This window comes from Streptomyces sp. NBC_00310 (assembly GCF_036208085.1).
Lineage (GTDB): Bacteria > Actinomycetota > Actinomycetes > Streptomycetales > Streptomycetaceae > Streptomyces.
Genome location: NZ_CP130714.1, coordinates 3,674,480 through 3,688,039, shown reverse-complemented (window position 1 = coordinate 3,688,039; position 13,560 = coordinate 3,674,480). Strand labels below are relative to the sequence as shown.

The following is a 13,560-nucleotide window of genomic DNA, read 5'->3' as shown; positions in this document are numbered from 1 at the left end:
GTCACCTCCTGGGAGAGTGCGGGCCTAGGCGGCTCAGATGTCGTCGAACGGGTTGCGGGTGCGGTGCTCGGGCTGCGGCGCGGGGGCGTTCCGCGGGGTGTCGCCGCCTCTCATGAGATCGGCCACGCCCTCGCGGGCGGCCTGGCGGTGTTCCTGCCGCTGCTGTGCTACGAGCAGAAGGATCGGCAGGCCGATGGGCCAGAAGGTGCCCGGCACCATGGTCTTGAAGCGGGCGCCGATGCCGTTCAGACCGGATCCGTTGATGTCGGCCCAGTGCAGGTTGAAGAGACGCATCGCGTAGCGGGTGGTGCCGATGATGCCCGCGAAGTAGAGGATGAAGATGACCCAGCCCATGGCTGTCCTTCCGTGACGGCTCGGATAGTCAGGGACCCGGACGGTGGAGCGGCGCGGCGCGGACGGACGCGGCGGCGGCTCGGACTGCCGGGTCCCGGATGGTGGGGCGGCGAGGCTCAGACGCCGAAGAATCCGCTCTGGTACTTGCGGATCTCCTCGCGGGCGAAGCCGGTGCTGTCCGCGACGCTGTAGAGCGCGGGGGCTACGGCGAGTCCGTGGACGGACTCGATGACCGCGGTGAGGTCGAGGTAGTCGAAGAGCTTGAGGTTGCCGGTGGTTCCGGTGAGGAGCCAGCCGGCGGTGAGGTTGGTGCCGACCGGGAAGCCGTAGTGCATCATCCGCAGGCCGCGGGCCTTGCGGTCCAACGGCTGGACGACGAGGAACCTGCGGGCGCCCTGCCCACGCATCGCGGCGAACAGGCCGTCGGAGTTGTTCTCCAGGTTCATCTCGACGGGCAGGCCCTGGTCCTGGGTCGCCTTGGCGACCTCGCGCAGGTAGCTGTCGGAGTGCCCGGCCGCGCCGGGGATCAGCTGGTTGAAGGAGTCGATGACGTCGAACTGGTTGAGGATTCCCACGGTGTCCCCCGAGATCGTCCGATTGACTGACAGGGGGAGTGAACACGCCGCATGGCGCACTTATGGCGCACGGAGTGCCCTTACGGCGCACAGGGCGTCCAAGTCCGCTGCCCAGGCCGGGCGTTCAAGTCCGGAGCCAAGTCCGGCCTTGTGCTCACCAGTTCCAGCGGAAGCCGACCACCGACCGTTCCACGAAGGACACATAGCGGTGCGCTCTGCCCATGTCGCACACCTGGGCCGGCTCCAACTGCACGGGATCGCCGAGGTGGTGGTCCGACCAGGTCGCCCACCAGAGCCGTCTGGGCAGCCGTCGCGGCTCGAAGTGCACCGCGATGTCGAAGTTCTCGATCCGGCCGCGTGCGGGGCGCCGTACCTCCTGCGGGGGATGCGGAGCGGGACGGTAGGCGGACCGGTACTCGAACGAGATGCGCTGACCCTGTTTGAGTGGCTGCGGGAACACGATCTCGTGGGACACCAGGCCGTCGTAATGATGTTCCTGTCCGAGGGTTCCGCCGTGCAGCACCTCGACGGTCTCCACGGAGGATTCGTGGTTGAACAAATAGCTGTCCACACCATCCTCAAGAGCCATGATCACATGCTTTGTGCGGCGTTCGGTCAACTGTCCTTCATGGTCCAGGAAATAGCGTTCGAATACCGTCACCGTGCGATGCCATTGGCGTCTGAACATCTCCCGGGGTTCATGGATCGCGTCGGAGATTCCGTCGGAACGGTTACCGGAATCGCTTGCGTGTGTAGCCCGCAGGCATTCGGCGTCGCGCTCGTCCATGTGAAAGGCGTCGATGAGCCAGGTCAGTGTCTCCGACGTGATCGACGTGCCGTCGAGCGCGCGGCGGACGCGGTCCTTCAGGATGCGGGCGAGGGTCCGCTGGGATTCGGGGAACTCGCCAGATTCCCACAGGTGTTCGGCCAGAACGTGAGCTACGGCGGCGTTGCTCACCCCGCCGCCCGAGCGGTCCCGCCGGACACGGGCGCGCCACCGGCTCCGGTACCGCGGCTGGGTGGCCAGCAGTTCAGTGAGCAGCACCGAAGTGGCCTCGAAGGTCTTTTCCTTGGTCAACGCTGCTCCACGCGCGGTAAATCGAATCACGGCACGTTCATTGAACCACAGGGGAAAGATCGCCAAATCCGGCCGAAAAAAGTGCAGTTGAGTGACCGAAAGTGGCTGTACCGCTGAATTCTGATCAAGATTCCGGGCCGTTTTCGGGGCAGGGCTTCGGCGTAGTCGCATTGGCGTCCCGTGCTGCTGCAGGGGGAGGACGGCTTTGGCCATTGACGTCATGCGGTTGGACTGCGCCGGGACCTGCGGAAGATGCGCCAGGACTTCAGGCGTGCGACGCCGCGTTCGACCGGTGCCCGTGCGCGGACAGTGCCCGGCTGACGCTCTTCTCGGTGAGGGTGAGCTATGCCCTGTCGCCCCAGTGACACCAGCGAAAGATCATCAGTCATGGCCGGAGGTCGGAGACGAGATCAATCGCCGAGCAGGGCGTGCATCCACTGGTCTTCGCGCTGCTCGATGTATTCGGCATCGCTTCGCCAGGCGTCGCCGTGGCCTTCGGTCCACAGGGTTGCCCAGGGCTGGACACCCCGGGCGGCTTGCTCGCGCAGGAAGTCGTGCATGGAACGCGTTCGGCGCCCGAGTAGAGGGACCAGCCGACGGCGTTCGTCTTCATCGAGGCCGTAGGCGTCGGCGAAGACGCGCAGCCGGTCTGCGGCGTCGGGGCGTTGCCAGTCCGGATGAGCAGACAGCGGAATGAATCCGTGCATGGCATACGCGACGTCCCACAGGCGGGAACCGGGGCCAGCGGTGTCCCAGTCGATGAAGGCCCACTGGGCCTCGCCTGCGACCACGAGGTTCCACGGAGCCAGATCGTGATGGGCGATGATGTCGCTGCCCTCGGCGGGGATCAACACCTGCCAGTGCGCGTCAGCCGGTGGTGTGAAGCCCTGCACGGCATCGTGGAAGTCCCGGATCAGCCCTGCCACCCCGGCCAGTTTCCCAGCGGACTCGAGCAGAGAAAACCGATCGGGCCAGACCACATGGCCGTGCACGAAGGTCAGGACTTCACGGCCCTGGTCGTCGATGCCCAGTGGGCGAGGCGCCGCCCGGAACCCCACCTCATACAGGTGGGTCAGCAAGGCGTGCACTGCGGGAGTCCACGGTCCGGTCGGGCGGCGAACGGTGTCTCCGACGCGGACCACGCCAGCACTGACGTTCCCACCGGACAACGGCTGTTCTTCATTGTGCTGCACCGAGCCAGCATGTTCGATCAGCCCACCATGTTTCACCCCATTATTGTTGATCACCACCTGGTGTCGCTCGGTGAGGGGAATGGCCCCAGTTCACAGGCCCTTTCCTGCCGACGACATCACGCCTCGAACCTCAGTAGTGGGCGAGGTAGGCCAAGATCGGGACGCCTTGGCGCTCACGGATGCGGATGATCCGGTGGGTGCGGGCAGCGGTCAGGTCATGAGTGAGGCCCGGCAACGCGGGTGAGAGCCACAGCAGCCGGCCACCCGGATCGGTGACCACCTGCACGTTCACGCCGTGTCGGCGGTGCTTGCCGGAATGGTCCGCCCGTCCCTCGCCGACCCGGTCGCACCCGGCGGGGCGCTGTCCTGCAGGACGAAGTCCGCTTCGCTCTCGCGCAGGACCTTCAGCAGACCCGGCGCACCGTCGGCGAGCAGGTCGATGACCGGACTGGTGAAGGCGTCGGCGGTGGACTCGCTGATCCCGAACCCGTTGGCGATCTTCGCCAGGGTGGTGTGCTCGCCCAGGTACACCAGTGCCGCCGTCGCACGCTGAGGCGGACGCAGCTTGCAGCGCTCGTCGCCCTCACGGGTGACGACTAGCATGGTCACCCGCATCTGCGCCGTGGAGAGCCCGTCGCTGCTGAGGAAGTGTCCCGGCGATGGCGAGGGTCGAGGAAACGGCCCCGATGGGTTCCGGGTGCGGTAGGAACGTACGGCGATCTGTCAGAGCGGTTCCTCCCCCTCATCGGTTGGCCGTCCGGGCGGCCGGACCGGCATGCGGGCCGGTCACCGGTGCTGCGCCGTGCGCAGTTCGTCCGTGTACCGGCCGAGGGCGTCCTCGGCGGTGGGGGCGGGGCCGAACAGCTGCTCCTGGCGGCGGGGGTCGGCGACGTAGCGGCCGCTGTCGAACCAGCTGAACATCGCGGCCATGTCCTTGACCAGAGGCATGAAGCGGCCGGCGACGGCGCCTGCGGCGCGGGCTACGACGGAGGGGACGGTCCACACCTTGATCTTCTTTCCGGCCTGGTGGCCCATCAGGTCGGCCATCTCGCGCATGCTGACCGGTCGGTCCCAGCCGATGTCGATGCGCTCACCGTTGTCTGCCTCGGCGTCGACGGCGACCGCCAGGTACGCCGCGAGATCGGAGGTGTGGACGAAGGTCAGCGGGGCGGTGGTCTTGCCGATCCATATCAGGCGGCCCTTGTCGATCGGGTTGCCCGCCATGGTCGCGATCTGGTCGAGGAATGCCCCCGGGCGCAGTGCGACGAACGGGACGCCGAGTTGTTCGAGCCTGTCCTCGGCGATCTTCTTGTGCCAGAAGTGCGGGACTTGGGGCGTCCGGTCGCTGGTGAGGATGCTGGTCAGGACGAACCGCCGGACGCCGGCGCGGTGGGCTGCCTCGGCGAGGTTGGCGTTGCCGACGGTGTCGATGTCGTGCGCGTTCTTGCCGCCGCGGGTGTAGCCGGCAGCGGTGGTGATGACGGCATCGGCTCCGTTCATGGCGGCGACGAGCGAGTCGAGGTCGAGCATGTCGCCGCGGGCGATCTCGACACCCAGGCTTTCGAGCCTGCTCGCGTCGGTGGTCGGCCGGACCAGGGCGCGGATGTTCTTACCGCGCTTGAGCAGTTCGTCGACGACCTTGCCGCCGAGGGAGCCGGTCGCGCCGACGACGAGGACGGGGAGGGTGGTGGTCATGGGGGTCTCACTTTCCATCAGGTCAGTGGTGTGGGGAATGGGGTGGGCGGGGCCGTGGTGGTCGCGGGAGGTGGGCGCCGTGGGCCCGGTTGTGCTCAGGGGCTGGCCTGTGATGGGCGGATCCACGGCGCGCGCCACCGCCGGCCTGCGGGAGGTTGCGGGGGTCGAAGGTGACCCGGACGCGGGTGACGCGGCCATCCTTCATGCGGGCCGGCCGGCGACGGGAAGGGCTCGCCTGGTGTCGCCCTGCCCCGAGTGAGTTCCGTCCTGCCTCCACCGGGGCAGCTCGCGCTCGCCCCTCACCCTGAGGCCCCGTTCACCCCGGTTCTCCCCGACGTACCGGGGTGAACGGGCGGGTTCCGTCACATCCGCCGACTAGGCTCGCCGGGCCTTCTTCGGACAGCCGGGGAGCCTGGCTCCGTCCAGCACGGGCCTTCGGGGGCCGAGTGCGCTGCGGCACTGTCCCCTTCGCGGGAAGGCCGGAAACGATGCGCACTCCAGGCCGGAACCGGGGTGCGGGCCCAGGGGAGCTACTCGGACTCTTCCGCCGCGACGTCACCGCTGTTGATCGCGTCGGTGATGGCGTAGGCGATACGGACGAAGGACTCCGCCTGCTGCGCCGACAGGTTCAGCGCGGAGGTCCTTTCCAGGGCCCGCCACATGGCCGCCAGGGGCTCGCGCAACGCCCGGCCCTTGTCGGTGAGGTGGACGACCATGACACGCCGGTCGTGTGCGGCCGGCTCGCGCACGAGCAGACCGGCGTCCTGCATGCGGCGCAGGGACTTGGAGACGGTGGAGTGGTCCAGGCCGACGCTTTCGAGCAGCTCGGACTGGGTCTGGCCGTCCCGGTCGAGGAGTTGCATGAGCAGCAGTTCCTGTCCGGGGTGCAGGTCCATCCCGCGGAGCATGACGGCGGCGCGGGCGCGGTGAGCACGGGCGAGCTGGAAGATCGCGTAGCTCATCGGCCCCTCGCCGGCCGTGGAGGGGGTGCGGTGGGTGGAGGCGGGCATGCGGTTCCTCAGACGGTGTGGGTGGGGTAGTCGGTGTAGCCGGCCACTCCGCCGCCGTAGAAGGTCGCCGGGTCGGGGGTGTTCAGCGGCGCGTCAGAGCGTAGCCGCTCGACGAGGTCCGGGTTGGCGAGCGCGAGGGCGCCGACGGAGACGAGGTCGGCCGTGCCGTTGTCGACGTCCTTGGCGCGGGTGGGCAGGTCGGTGCCGGCCCGGTTGAGGATCAGCGTGGTCGGCCACAGCGCGCGCAGGGTGCCCAGCAGCTCCTCGTCGCCCGCGTGCATCACGTGGAGGTAGGCGAGGCCGAGCGGGCTCAGGGCGCGCAGGAGCGCCGGATACAGCTCGGCGGTGTCGGACTCGGCGATGTCGTTGAAGGGGTTGCCGGGGGAGATGCGCAGGCCGGTGCGGTCGGCGCCGATCTCGTCGGCCACGGCAGCGGCGACCTCGACGGCGAAGCGGATGCGGTTGTCGAGGGAACCGCCGTAGCGGTCGGTGCGCTGGTTGGTGTTGTCGGACAGGAACTGGTGCACCAGGTAGCCGTTGGCGCCGTGGATCTCCACGCCGTCGGCGCCTGCCGCGACGGCGGCCGCCGCGGCGCGGCGGAAGTCGTCGACGGTCGCCGCGACCTCCTGCGTCGACAGAGCACGGGGTGCCGGCATCTCCTGGGGCCCGGACATGGTGAACATCGCGCCCTGCGGCCGGATCGCCGAAGGGGCGACCGGCTGACGGCCGTGCGGGGTGTTGTCGGGGTGGGAGATACGTCCGGTGTGCATCAGCTGGATGACGATCCGGCCGTCGGCCGCGTGCACGGCGTCGGTGACCTTGCGCCACCCGGCGATCTGCTCGTCATTGTGGATGCCGGGGGTGAGGAGGTAGCCCTGGCCGTCCGTGGAGGGCTGGGTTCCCTCGGTGATGATGAGCGCGTGCGAGGCCCGCTGGGCGTAGTACTCGGCGTTCAGCTCGGTCGGTACGCCTTCAGGTGTGGAGCGGTCACGGGTCATCGGGGCCATGACCAGGCGGTGCGGGAGGGAGATGCCACCGACGGTGGTCGGTGTCCACAGGGCGTTCAGCATGAAGGGTCCTTCGGTGCGGTGATGAACAGGTGGTGATCGGGAAAGCGGGGGCGTGGCGGAAGTAGGGGCGGGCGTGGTCAGTCGAGGGTGAGGACGAGCTTGCCCCGGACATGCCCGGCGTCGCTGACCTGCTGGGCCGTGGCGGCCTGGGCGAGCGGGTAGGCGGTGACGGTGGTGACGACCTTGCCGGTCGCGGCGTCCTGGGCCAGGGCGGCCAGGCGGGCGGCCGAGCGTTCCTGGCCACCGCTGGCGAAGGTGATGCCGAGCTGATGCGCGCGGAAGTCGGCGATGGTGACGATGCGCTCGGTGCCGCCCCGCAGGGTGATGGAGTCCTCGAGGGCTCCCTTCCCGGCCAGGTCGAACACCGCGTCCACGCCGTCGGGGGCGAGCGCCCGGACCCGCTCGACCAGGCCCTCGCCGTACACGGTCGCGGTGGCGCCGAGCGAGGCGAGGTATTCCTGGTTGGCGGGGCCGGCGGTGCCGATGACCCGCGCTCCGCGGGCCGTGGCGAGCTGGACCGCCAGGGTTCCGACCGCTCCGGCCGCGCCGTGCATCAGTATGGTCTCCCCGGCGGCGACGCCCAGCAGGTTCAGGACCCGCTCGGCCGTCTCGCCCGCCACCGGCAGCGCGACCGCGTGCTGCCAGTCGAGGTCGGTGGGCTTGGGAGCCACGGTGGTGGCCAGCGCGTACTCGGCGTACGCGCCGGTGTCCGACCAGCCCAGTACCTCATCGCCCACCTGCACGTCCTGCACGCCCTCACCCAGGGCGTCCACCACGCCGGCGAGCTCGTGACCGGGGACGGAGGGGAGCGGCGTGGGGAACACGGCCTCCATGGCCCCGGAGCGGATCTTGCCGTCCAGCGCGTTCAGCCCGGCCGCCTTGACACGGACGCGGACCTGCCCGGGGCCGGGCAGTGGGACCTCGATGTCCGCCTCGCGCAGCACTTCCGTGCCTCCGAAACGGTCGAACAGGATGGCTTTCACGACGACTCCTCTCGCGCCACCACCCATTTAGGTGGCTGGACACATAACCAACGTAACAGCAAACATGTGGCTGGCCAAGTATTTGCTGTCGCTCGGGCTGTGCGAGATCGGGCGCGGGCGCGTCGGTCTCCTCGAGGCGGCGAGACCCTGGCGGTGCGCGGCTCTTTTCTGGTTCAGGGCCCGGGTCGGCTCGCGGTCGGCCGCCTGGGTGGCCTCCGACTTGCTTCCCTCTCCTCCTTCGTCGTCGAGCCCCAGGTCGTGCTCTGGGCCCGTGGATACCCCTCGGTGCCATGCTGATCTGCGAGCCCCGCCCGGCGCGCACCGAAGGTGTGCTGGGCTGCTGACCTGCGGAAACGTCTCATCAGGGGCTGGGCTTTGGCCCAGCGGACTGAATCCGCTGCCCGTGAGGGGCCACGGAGTTGCTGCCGAGGCCGGCCGGAACTACGGGGAGACGGCCGACACTGTTCCCCTGCGTGCTCCTCCTCCGGCGACGGACGCACCGACCGTCCGCGTAGAGCAGAGGACGGAATCCGTACAGGGAGGGGCCGCGAGGTGGCGGTGCGCATGTTGTTCAGGACGGTCGGTACGGCGAGAGGGGCATTCAGAGGGACCAGATACACGGCGATCGCGGCGGCGATGGCCGCGCTGACCGCCTCCCAGGCGCCGGGGCCCTCGGCACAGGCCGCGGAGCCGGTGCGGAACGCGGCGCGCGCCGAGCACGGGCCGAGTGTGTCCGGCGACGACCTGTACCGCACCCGGCTTCCGCCACTGCGGGCCGGGAAGTCCGACGAGGACACCGCCGCGGGGCCGGCCGGCGGCGCACTGCCCGCGACCGTGTTCGCCGCGTACCGGCGCGCCGAGTCGGAGCTCGCGGGCACCGCACCGGGATGCCGGCTGGAGTGGCAGTTGCTGGCCGCCATCGGCCAGGTGGAGTCGGGTCATGCGCGCGGCGGCCGGGTGACCTCGGACGGCACGACCGTGACACCGATCCTCGGCCCCCGGCTGAACGGCGGCGCCTTCGCGGTCATCCGGGACACCGACGGCGGCCGGTACGACGGGGACACGGCGTACGACCGGGCGGTCGGCCCGATGCAGTTCATCCCGTCGACCTGGACCCGCTGGGGCAAGGACGGCAACGGCGACGGACGGGCCGATCCGAACAACGTCTTCGACGCGGCGCTCGCCGCCGGGCGCTATCTGTGCGCGGGCGGGAGGGACCTCTCCGACCCCGCCGACCTGGATCGGGCCGTCCTCGGTTACAACCACTCGTCGGCCTATCTGCGCACGGTCAGGGCCTGGTACGCGTACTTCCTGACAGGGCATCGGGTGGTGCCGGACCGGAGCGACGCCGGGACGGCCGCGCGCCCCGAGACGCCACGGGCGAGCAGCACGCGTAAACCCTCGCCGAGGCCGTCCGAGCACCCGAGCGCGCGCCCGTCCCCCGCGCCGTCCACGGCGCCCGCCTCGCCCTCCCCTTCTCCCGCCCCGTCCCGTCCGGCGGCCGGAGGGGAGGAGGAGCCGGCCGTCCCCGTACCCGATCCGGGCGTGGAGCTGCCCGGCGACGACGTGCTGCCCGGCACGGTCCCCCGGTCACCCGCGGTACCGGCCCGCTGACCAGCAACAGTGAGGACACGATGCGCCCGCCCCCCTCCACAACCACGGATACCGGGCGGTAATGTCGCCCCCCGCCGGACGGCACGAGACGGCGGAGTGAGCGCGAAGGGGCCCTCATGGCGACGGACATGCCTGCTGAGACAGAGGCGGCCATGGCTGCTGGGACAGAGGCGGACCACAACCGTTGGCAGCGCATGTGGAGCCACCGCGAGCAGTTGCTCAAGGTGGCCCGGCGCAGGTCGATGAGCCCGGAGGACGCCGAGGACGCCGTGCACGAGGCGATGCTGCGCGCCGCCGAGCGCCCGGACCTCGACGACGAGCGCCTCGGCGCCTGGCTGACGACCGTGACCATGCGGCTGTGCGTCGACCGGTACCGGCAGGTCAACCGTGAGGCCGAGGTGCGCACCAGTCCCACGCTGATCGCCCCGGGCCCGGTGCCCGTCGAGGAGGCGGTGTGCGACCGTGCCGAGGCGAAGTGGCTGGCCGTGCGCAGCGGGGAGCTGCCCGCCCGCCAGGCGGAGGCGCTGCGGCTCAAGTCCGAGGACCTGGACGTCGGCCAGGTCGCCACGGAGATGGGGCTGAGCTACCGGACCGTCGAGTCGCTGCTCGCCCGGGCCCGGCGGACGCTGCGCGCCTCGCTGGCCGGGACGCTCGGCGTGGTGCTGTTCCTGCTCGGGCGCGGACGGCCGCGGGGAGGCGGGAGGGCACAGGCCGTGGCCGTCGCCTCGACGGCGGCGACCCTGGCGGTGGCGGGGTTCGTGCTGCCGTACGCACTCGACGGGGGCGGGGGAGGAGGCGGTGCGGCTCCGCGGCCCTCCGTGTCCGGGCCCTCGGAGTCGCTCACGACCGACGGGGGCGGCCCGGTGCGCGCGCCGGAGCCGCGCGAGGAGTCGCCCGCGTCGAGGGCTCCCGGCGACGGTCCGGCGGGATCCGCGTCCGACGACGGATCGATGCTGCCGCTGTCCGTGCCGCCCTTGCCGGAGGTCTCGGTCTCCCCGCTTCCGCTGCTGCCGGCGCCCGGCGTTCCCGGCGTTCCCGGCGTCCCCGGGGTTCCGAGCGTGCCGGAGCTGCCGGACACCTCGGACACCCCGGACATACTTCATATCCCCGGGGTGCCGGATGCCCCCGGTGTGCCGGCCGAGTCCGCCGTTGCCTCGGTGTCGCCGGTGTCGCCGTTGTCGTCGGTTCCGGACACCTCCGTCGTCGTACCGTCCGCTTCCTCCTCCGCTTCCCCCTCCACCGCGACCGTGCTTCCGTAGACACGCAGGTCCGGCGGCCGATAAGGCCGCATGGCCGGCCGTCGGGCCGCCCGTCCGCACACCGTCCGCGAGCCCGTCCGTAAACCCGTCCGAAAAAAATCGGCCTCGTCGCGACGGACGCCCCGCCCCTCCCCGTAGAGCAGATGTCGGAGCTGCTCCACGGCTGAAGGGTGGACCGGATGGGTGTCGAGATCTGTGTGGAAGGGCTGACCAAGTCCTTCGGCCACCAGGTCATCTGGCAGGACGTCTCGCTGACGCTGCCCGCCGGGGAGGTATCGGTCATGCTCGGCCCCTCGGGCACGGGCAAGTCGGTGTTCCTCAAGACGCTCGTCGGGCTGCTGAAGCCGGAACGCGGCTCGGTCAAGGTCGCCGGGCGGGACATCACCAAGCTCCGTGAGCACGAGCTGTACGAGGTGCGGAAGCTCTTCGGGGTGCTGTTCCAGGACGGCGCGCTGTTCGGCTCGATGAACCTGTACGACAACATCGCCTTCCCGCTGCGCGAGCACACCCGGAAGTCGGAGAGCCAGATCCGGCGCATCGTGCTGGAGAAGATGGACATGGTCGGGCTGATCGGCGCCGAGGAGAAGCTGCCCGGCGAGATCTCCGGCGGTATGCGCAAACGGGCCGGGCTGGCACGGGCCCTGGTGCTGGACCCCGAGATCATCCTCTTCGACGAGCCCGACTCGGGCCTCGACCCCGTACGCGTCGCCTACCTCAACCAGCTGATCGTCGACCTCAACGCGCAGATCGACGCCACCTTCCTGATCGTCACGCACGACATCGCCTCGGCCCGCCAGGTGCCGGACAACATCGGACTGCTGTTCCGGCGTGAGCTGGTGATGTTCGGCCCTCGCGAGAAGCTGCTGTCCAGCGACGAGCCCGTCGTACGGCAGTTCCTCAACGGCCGGATGCAGGGGCCGATCGGCATGGCGGAGGAGAAGGACGCCGCCCAGGTCGAGCAGGAGCTGGCCCAGCTCGGCGACGGCGAGCCCACCACGACGCCCGGCAGTCAGGAGCTGCCTCCCCGCCTGCTGCCGGGTCCGGGCATCACCAGGCCGCCCCGCTGGGAGGCCATCGCGCAGCGGGAGGCCGCATCGCACCGGAAGGAGGTGGCCGGAGCATGAGCCTGTCGCCGACCGGAGCGCTGCGGCACTCGGGCAACCTGTTCGCGATGGCGCTGGACGTCGTGCGGACCATCCCCCGACGGCCTTTCCAAGCGCGGGAGTTCATCCAGCAGGCGTGGTTCGTCGCGAGCGTCACGATCCTGCCGACGGCCCTGGTGTCGATCCCCTTCGGGGCCGTCATCGCCCTCCAGATAGGCAGCCTGACCCGGCAGCTCGGCGCCCAGTCCTTCGCGGGTGCCGCCTCCGTCCTCGCCGTCCTGCGGGAGGCCTCGCCGATCGTCACCGCGCTGCTGATCGCGGGCGCGGGCGGCACGGCGATCTGCGCGGACCTCGGGGCGCGCAAGATCCGGGACGAGATCGACGCCATGCAGGTACTCGGCATCGACCCGATCCACCGGCTGGTCGTACCCCGCGTCCTGGCCTCCATGGTGGTGGCCGTGCTGCTCAACGGCCTGGTGTCGGTCGTGGGCGTGGCCGGCGGCTACTTCTTCAACGTGATCCTCCAGAACGGCACGCCCGGCGCGTATCTGGCGTCCTTCACCACCCTCGCCCAGCTCTCCGACCTGTGGGCGGCAGAGGTGAAGGCGCTGGTGTTCGGGGCGATCGCCGGGATCGTCGCCTCGTACAAGGGGCTCACCGCGAAGGGCGGCCCCAAGGGCGTCGGCGACGCGGTCAACCAGTCCGTGGTGATCACCTTCATGTTGCTGTTCGTGACGAACTTCGTGATGACCGCGGTGTACTTCCAAGTCGTCCCGCAGAGGGGCTGAGGGAACCGACGATGCGACCTCTACGACTCCTCGACCGCCCGCTCCGCTCGCTGGAGGAGCTGGGCGTCCAACTCTCCTTCTACGGCCGCTCGCTCGCGTGGACGGGCCGCACCCTGCGCCGCTACAAGAAGGAGATCGTGCGGCTGCTCGCCGAGGTGAGCTTCGGGCGCGGGGCGCTGGCCGTCGTCGGCGGCACCGTCGGCGTCATCGCCTTCCTGTCGTTCTTCACCGGCACCGAGGTGGGCCTCCAGGGCTACGCGGCCCTCAACCAGCTCGGCACCTCCAACTTCGTGGCCTTCCTGTCGGCGTACTTCAACACCCGGGAGATCGCCCCGCTGGTGGCCGGGCTCGCCCTGTCCGCCACGGTCGGCGCCGGCTTCACCGCACAGCTCGGAGCGATGCGGATCAGTGAGGAGACCGACGCCCTGGAGGTGATGGGCGTGCCCTCGCTGCCGTTCCTGGTGACCACCAGGATGGTCGCCGGTTTCGTCGCCGTGATCCCGCTGTACGTGATCGGCCTGCTGTCCTCCTACCTCGCCGCCCGCACCATCACCACCGTCTACTACGGGCAGTCGACCGGCACGTACGACCACTACTTCCACCAGTACCTGCCGCCCGTCGACGTGCTGTGGTCCTTCGGCAAGGTGATCGTCTTCGCCGTACTGATCATCCTGGTGCACTGCTACTACGGCTACTACGCGAGCGGCGGACCCGCCGGGGTCGGCGTCGCCGTGGGCCGTGCGGTGCGGACGTCGATCGTCGCCATCAACGTCCTGGACTTCTTTCTGAGCCTGGCGATCTGGGGCGCCAACACGACCGTACGGATCGCGGGGTGAGG

Annotated in this window: 13 protein-coding genes and 2 pseudogenes; 5 read left to right on the top strand and 10 right to left on the bottom strand. The window is 70.0% G+C overall.

Annotated elements, in window-relative coordinates; translation table 11 throughout:
- Positions 1-33 precede the first annotated feature (33 nt).
- The 10 genes and pseudogenes from OG202_RS16220 to OG202_RS16175 all read right to left on the bottom strand — a co-directional run bounded on the left by OG202_RS16220 (position 34) and on the right by OG202_RS16175 (position 7,958).
- On the bottom strand, positions 34-354 hold the full coding sequence (locus tag OG202_RS16220; RefSeq protein WP_327729846.1) for a hypothetical protein: 321 nt from the start codon (positions 352-354) through the stop codon (positions 34-36).
- A gap of 116 nt (positions 355-470) precedes the next feature.
- Positions 471-929 (bottom strand): hypothetical protein, encoded by a 459-nt coding sequence (locus OG202_RS16215; RefSeq protein WP_307164635.1) that lies wholly within the window; start codon positions 927-929, stop codon positions 471-473.
- Positions 930-1,083: 154 nt separating this feature from the next.
- Positions 1,084-2,037, bottom strand: a complete 954-nt coding sequence (locus tag OG202_RS16210) for a hypothetical protein (RefSeq protein ID WP_328224681.1) — start codon at positions 2,035-2,037, stop codon at positions 1,084-1,086.
- Between the two features lie 153 nt (positions 2,038-2,190).
- Positions 2,191-2,350 (bottom strand): annotated as a pseudogene (locus OG202_RS16205) (IS5/IS1182 family transposase); the annotation flags it as partial.
- A gap of 67 nt (positions 2,351-2,417) precedes the next feature.
- Positions 2,418-3,176, bottom strand: a complete 759-nt coding sequence (locus tag OG202_RS16200) for a phosphotransferase enzyme family protein (RefSeq protein ID WP_328224680.1) — start codon at positions 3,174-3,176, stop codon at positions 2,418-2,420.
- A gap of 160 nt (positions 3,177-3,336) precedes the next feature.
- Positions 3,337-3,815 (bottom strand): annotated as a pseudogene (locus OG202_RS16195) (transposase family protein); the annotation flags it as partial.
- Between the two features lie 171 nt (positions 3,816-3,986).
- The gene (locus OG202_RS16190) at positions 3,987-4,895 is read right to left on the bottom strand and encodes an SDR family oxidoreductase (protein ID WP_328222990.1); all 909 of its coding nucleotides are present in this window, start codon (positions 4,893-4,895) and stop codon (positions 3,987-3,989) included.
- Between the two features lie 530 nt (positions 4,896-5,425).
- Entirely contained in the window at positions 5,426-5,905 is a 480-nt protein-coding gene (locus tag OG202_RS16185; protein ID WP_328222989.1) for a MarR family winged helix-turn-helix transcriptional regulator, read from the bottom strand.
- Between the two features lie 8 nt (positions 5,906-5,913).
- Positions 5,914-6,975 carry an alkene reductase gene (locus OG202_RS16180; protein ID WP_328222988.1) on the bottom strand — a complete coding sequence of 354 codons (1,062 nt, stop codon included), beginning with the start codon at positions 6,973-6,975 and terminating at the stop codon, positions 5,914-5,916.
- 77 nt (positions 6,976-7,052) lie between these two features.
- The gene (locus OG202_RS16175; RefSeq protein ID WP_327729850.1) at positions 7,053-7,958 is read right to left on the bottom strand and encodes an NADP-dependent oxidoreductase; all 906 of its coding nucleotides are present in this window, start codon (positions 7,956-7,958) and stop codon (positions 7,053-7,055) included.
- A gap of 636 nt (positions 7,959-8,594) precedes the next feature.
- On the opposite strand from OG202_RS16175, the gene OG202_RS16170 reads away from it, so the two are divergent.
- From OG202_RS16170 to OG202_RS16150, 5 genes are all read left to right on the top strand, one after another.
- Positions 8,595-9,572 carry a lytic transglycosylase domain-containing protein gene (locus tag OG202_RS16170; RefSeq protein WP_328222987.1) on the top strand — a complete coding sequence of 326 codons (978 nt, stop codon included), beginning with the start codon at positions 8,595-8,597 and terminating at the stop codon, positions 9,570-9,572.
- A gap of 152 nt (positions 9,573-9,724) precedes the next feature.
- The gene (locus tag OG202_RS16165) at positions 9,725-10,831 is read left to right on the top strand and encodes an RNA polymerase sigma factor (RefSeq protein ID WP_327729852.1); all 1,107 of its coding nucleotides are present in this window, start codon (positions 9,725-9,727) and stop codon (positions 10,829-10,831) included.
- Positions 10,832-11,010: 179 nt separating this feature from the next.
- Entirely contained in the window at positions 11,011-11,955 is a 945-nt protein-coding gene (locus tag OG202_RS16160) for an ABC transporter ATP-binding protein (protein ID WP_326582990.1), read from the top strand.
- On the top strand, positions 11,952-12,722 hold the full coding sequence (locus OG202_RS16155; protein WP_009313612.1) for an MlaE family ABC transporter permease: 771 nt from the start codon (positions 11,952-11,954) through the stop codon (positions 12,720-12,722). Before OG202_RS16160 ends, OG202_RS16155 begins: the two co-directional genes overlap by 4 nt.
- An 11-nt stretch (positions 12,723-12,733) precedes the next feature.
- Positions 12,734-13,558 carry an MlaE family ABC transporter permease gene (locus tag OG202_RS16150; RefSeq protein ID WP_326582991.1) on the top strand — a complete coding sequence of 275 codons (825 nt, stop codon included), beginning with the start codon at positions 12,734-12,736 and terminating at the stop codon, positions 13,556-13,558.
- Positions 13,559-13,560: the final 2 nt, after the last annotated feature.

Bases quoted from the DNA above. Each gene is read 5' to 3' on its own strand.
- OG202_RS16220 (WP_327729846.1), bottom strand. From the start codon at position 354: ATGGGCTGGGTCATCTTCATCCTCTACTTCGCGGGCATCATCGGCACC.
- OG202_RS16190 (WP_328222990.1), bottom strand. From the start codon at position 4,895: ATGACCACCACCCTCCCCGTCCTCGTCGTCGGCGCGACCGGCTCCCTC.
- OG202_RS16185 (WP_328222989.1), bottom strand. From the start codon at position 5,905: ATGCCCGCCTCCACCCACCGCACCCCCTCCACGGCCGGCGAGGGGCCG.
- OG202_RS16180 (WP_328222988.1), bottom strand. From the start codon at position 6,975: ATGCTGAACGCCCTGTGGACACCGACCACCGTCGGTGGCATCTCCCTC.
- OG202_RS16170 (WP_328222987.1), top strand. From the start codon at position 8,595: ATGGCCGCGCTGACCGCCTCCCAGGCGCCGGGGCCCTCGGCACAGGCC.
- OG202_RS16165 (WP_327729852.1), top strand. From the start codon at position 9,725: ATGGCTGCTGGGACAGAGGCGGACCACAACCGTTGGCAGCGCATGTGG.
- OG202_RS16160 (WP_326582990.1), top strand. From the start codon at position 11,011: ATGGGTGTCGAGATCTGTGTGGAAGGGCTGACCAAGTCCTTCGGCCAC.
- OG202_RS16155 (WP_009313612.1), top strand. From the start codon at position 11,952: ATGAGCCTGTCGCCGACCGGAGCGCTGCGGCACTCGGGCAACCTGTTC.
- OG202_RS16150 (WP_326582991.1), top strand. From the start codon at position 12,734: ATGCGACCTCTACGACTCCTCGACCGCCCGCTCCGCTCGCTGGAGGAG.